The following is a 4128-nucleotide window of genomic DNA, read 5'->3' as shown; positions in this document are numbered from 1 at the left end:
TCGCCCAGCACCTGTTCGCGCTGGGCGAGAGTGGCCTCGTGCAGGGGGATGGCGCGTCCCGGATCCCCCGCCGCCCGGTAGGCGCTGGCGAGGTTGTTGTGGCTGTTCAGGGTGTCGGGGTGGGTGTCGCCCAGCACCTGTTCGCGCTGGGCGAGAGTGGCTTCGAACAGGGGGATGGCCCGTCCCAGATCCTCCAACGCGTAGTAGGCGTTGGCGAGGTTGTTGCGGCTGCGCAGGGTGTCGGGGTGGGTGTCGCCCAGCACCTGTTCGCGCTGGGCGAGGATGGCCTCGTGCAGGGGGATGGCCCGTTGCAGATTCCCCGCCGACTCGTAGGCGCTGGCGAGGTTGTTGCGGCTGTTCAGGGTGTCGGGGTGGGTGTCGCCCAGCACCTGTTCGCGCTGGGCGAGAGTGGCCTCCAGCAGGGGGATGGCGCGGGCGGTGTGGCCTTGGTGATGGAGGCGGTTGGCAGTGGTGTTGTATGCATCGGTCAGTGGAGGGTTGTGGTGTCCTGGCGGGGTGGTGGCAGCGAGGGTGACGAGGTGTGGGGTGAGGTTGTCCCACTGGCTGTCGGTGGTGTTGTTGTGGCCTGGGGGCGGGGCCAGGCTGTGAAGGACTGCTTGTTCGGCGTCGTCGCGACCTTGCACGTTCCGGGGCCGCTGCGTGTCGTCACTGGTCTGGGGTGTGCGGAGAACGGCTTGGACCATGCGGTGGACGCTGAGGGTGGTTTCGGTAGCGGTGATCATGCTGTAGGTGGCCAGGGTGCCGATGGCTTCGGCGATGTCGTCCGGGTCGGTGCCGGGCGGTGTGAGCAAAGTGTGGGGGATGTCGTCGGGGGCGAGCCAGGCAGCGGTGTACAGAACCTGAACGGCCAGCGGATCGGCTTGCTCCAGGACGTGGAGGGTGACGTTCCAGATACGGGCGAGGGTACGTTCGGCGTCGAGGCCGTGGGCGATTTTGGCGAGTTTGGTGTCCAGGCGCCGGCGGTAGGCGTCGAGGCTGATGCCGCGGTTCTGCGCGAGATAGGCACCGGCCTGCTTGATCGCCAGAGGGAGATATCCCAGGTCAGCGGCAAGAGCGCGGGCATCGGCCTGCTGACGCGCCGTGGGCGTGGCATCCTTGAGCACGAGACGGCACAACAAGGTGGCGGCGTCCTCGGGGTGGAGGTTGCCCAGGGTCAGGGTGGGAGTGGTGTCGGGCCAGCCGGTGGTGCGGCGGCTGGTGGCCAAATGGTGCCCCTGGTGCAGTGCCCCCGTATACGGGGCGAGGTCGTCGGGATTGTCGACGTTGTCGTAGACCAGCAGCCAGCCCGGATGCCAGGCTAGCCACTGCCGCGCCCACGCCACCTGCACCGCGCGCCCTGCCGTGGCGGCCCAGCCCGGAACCAGAGTCTGGGTGAGGACGGCCAGCGAGGTCTCGATCTCGTCGGGGGAGGCGGCGTTGATCCACCAGATCAGCGTGTAGTCGTCACGGTGACGGTGGGCGTAGTGCAGGGCGAGCGTGCTCTTGCCGATCCCGCCCAGACCGTGCACGGCCCCGCCCTGCGTGATCGCCCCCTCGCGCCGGCCACTCAGGGCACCCCGGAGCCAGGCCAGTTGTTCCTGACGGCCCAGGCACAGTGGGGCCGGAGGCAGATTCGAGGTGCCCGGCGCCGCGGTCACCCGCTCCGCCATCTGCAACGCCTCGGGCGGCAGTACGACGTCACCCGTGTAGGCGTCTCTGATCTGCCGGGCCGCGATCGACCGCTCACCGGCCGCCCCGATCTGCGGGTCGGAGGCAGCCTCGTCCGTGCTCACGACCGGGGCAGGGTATGACCGTCACCGGTGATCGCGGTGCCGATGTGCTGCGCGGCAATCGACCGCTCACCGGCCGCCGTGATGGTGACCGCGGCCGGGGTGGGCACCATGGCCGACAGTTCCTCCCGCAGTCCGGGATCGTCCTGCAACGCGCGCCTCAGGAGCCGGCCCAGCACAGCCGCGGAGTAGGCGTCATCCTGCTCGTCGGCGGCCTCACCCACGACCCGTTCCAGCTCCGTCCGGCCCTCCTCGTCCCTGCGCCGCCAGACCAGTTGCAGGATCCGCTGCCCCAGACCGACCGTCGCCTCCGCAGCAGCATCCTGCGCCCGTGTCAGCACCGCCACCCCGTAAGCACCCACCGCGGCCGTCACAGCCGGGCCCATCTGCTCCACCAACTGCACGATCTCAGCGCTCACTTGATCCCCTGACCCACGCGGCTCCGAAAGAACACCAGGGTAGATTCACCACTCCGGCTTGGAAGCTCAAACGCCCAAACCGCCCGCGACGGTTCCCCGCCCCGTTCTCGGCTTCTCCCGCCTCGTGCCATCAGCTTGGGAAGCTGAGGTGATCTAGCCTGGGTCAGGCTGCTGACCTGCGACGGAATGTCGATGGTGCCTGGCCGTCCACTGGTTGTCTGCCCGCTGTTCCCCGTGGTTCCCCGCAGGATCTGGCACGCATCTGGCACGTCTGGGCGGGTGTTAGTTTCCCGGTCCAGCGATGAGCTGGTTGGTCAGGTCTGCTACTGACTCATCGGATGTCGCGGTCCGATCGCTGATCAGCGATCACTGCTGCGAGTGCAAGAAGCGCCTCGACTTGCGCAGCCGCAATGGCCCACTCCGGGTGGGCGCGGCTGTACTTCATTCCTTCGAGCAGCTCTTGAGCCTTGTTCGCGTGCGTGTCGTAGTCCGCCATGCTGACCTCAATGTCTGTGGTCTGTACCGGCTCTTAGAAGGCGCTTGGGTGTTCGCGTAGCCGTAGTCTCATGACCTGCATCAATACCTCTGACTGTGCCACTGGTTCTGCTCCCTTCGGCACGCATTCGACAGGGACAGCCCGCTGGCGAAATGGCTGCCAGATGTTTGGCGTGCGTCATTTAATCTCGTTCGACGTGGCGTCGAGGGAACTTCTTGGCGAGCACGGAATAGGGGACCTTCTCCGTGTAAGCTGCCAAGTGCTCGAATGAGATCCAAAATCCGCCGGCATCCCGGGCGCGCAAAATGTTGCGTTCCTGCTTAACGAACGGCTCGAGCGCTCGCCACGTGTCCTTGATGCCGGTGTAGTGCATCGAGACCGCCCTCTCTTCATCGATAACCCCACCCACAACCAGCGCCCCAAGGTCCGAGTAGAAGCCACCGACGAGTTGGACGTGTTCACGGGCCGGGTCCGGCAATCGAGAGATACCAAGAGCTGGATTGTGCTGAGCCATGGACGTATCAATATAGAGCTGGGCTTCCTTAAATTCAGGGCTGCGGGCCCGCCGCCCGAATTCTCCCACGAACAACAGCAGGTTTGCTCTTCGCGCATCCTTCGCCTCCCTGCGCGCCGAGTGCAGCGAAATGACAAGCGCGATGAGGGAGAAGACCAGAGCAAGAGTGTTAAAAATGCTACTAGTCACGTACCCAGTCTCCTACTGGATGCTGACCGGCGCTACTCGGCCCACGCATCGACGGTCCGTCGCCCTTCCAGTGATCGGGTGCGTGGTCGTGGTCTGTGCTACTTGCTTGCCTGGTCAGGGGAACCTTCACTGCTGCACAGGGAGCGCGCTGGCATCAGTAGGTCGGTCGAGTCTCAACGACCGCTTCAAGCCGCTGACTGCCCTGTACGCCCCTCGATGCGAACTACGGGCGGGGCGGTCGCTCAGGTCTGTGACGCTGGTGATGCGGTCGCTGGTAGTTGGTGACAGCCCGCTGTGGTCACGGTGGTTGCTGTACATCGCTGCTGTACAGCAGGCTCCGTAGGTCTCGACCCACCGGCCGATTGTGTAGATGAGCCCGCTAAGCGGATTCAGGCCGAGGTTAGCGATCGTGGCCGGAGTCGCTGTTCTCGTAGCCTGGGGGCCTGCGATGCATTGAGAGCGGTTTCGGTCCTTCCGCGAGGACCTTGCGGTCGCTCTGGAGGGCTGGACCGGGCTCCCCGATGGCAATGTGCGGTACTTCATCTTGCCAAGTCAGATCGTAGTCCAGGGGTGTCATCCCAGTCCGCGCAAGGCGCCAACCTAGGTCAACGGAGTGTTGAGTTAGCCTCGCGCTTTCACGAGGTGGGGTGTCCGAGGCTTGATCAAATAAGCGGAGAGTGCTCCTGACCTGCAACGATGGGACTTGTCTAGGGTCCTGTT

At 65.4% G+C, this 4128-nt stretch carries 4 protein-coding genes; all 4 read right to left on the bottom strand.

The features are described 5' to 3' along the window. Positions 1–1793, bottom strand: a 1793-nt coding sequence (locus ADL01_RS17440; protein WP_053742923.1) for a tetratricopeptide repeat protein, incomplete at its 3' end; no start/stop codon positions are given. Beyond that, the gene (locus ADL01_RS17435; RefSeq protein WP_053742922.1) at positions 1790–2209 is read right to left on the bottom strand and encodes a hypothetical protein; all 420 of its coding nucleotides are present in this window, start codon (positions 2207–2209) and stop codon (positions 1790–1792) included. The genes ADL01_RS17440 and ADL01_RS17435, both read right to left, overlap by 4 nt. Positions 2210–2540: 331 nt before the next feature. Continuing rightward, positions 2541–2705: a hypothetical protein gene (locus ADL01_RS44745; RefSeq protein ID WP_159049555.1), complete on the bottom strand. Its 165-nt coding sequence runs from the start codon at positions 2703–2705 to the stop codon at positions 2541–2543. Between the two features lie 181 nt (positions 2706–2886). Continuing rightward, entirely contained in the window at positions 2887–3408 is a 522-nt protein-coding gene (locus ADL01_RS17430) for a DUF4760 domain-containing protein (protein ID WP_053742921.1), read from the bottom strand. Positions 3409–4128 lie beyond the last annotated feature (720 nt).

The sequence above is a fragment of the Streptomyces sp. NRRL WC-3618 genome, from assembly GCF_001280005.1.
Lineage (GTDB): Bacteria > Actinomycetota > Actinomycetes > Streptomycetales > Streptomycetaceae > Streptomyces.
This window is presented reverse-complemented; position numbering and strand designations above follow the sequence as displayed.

Coding starts and splice junctions, on each gene's coding strand:
- ADL01_RS44745 (WP_159049555.1), bottom strand. CDS start 2,705: ATGGCGGACTACGACACGCACGCGAACAAGGCTCAAGAGCTGCTCGAA.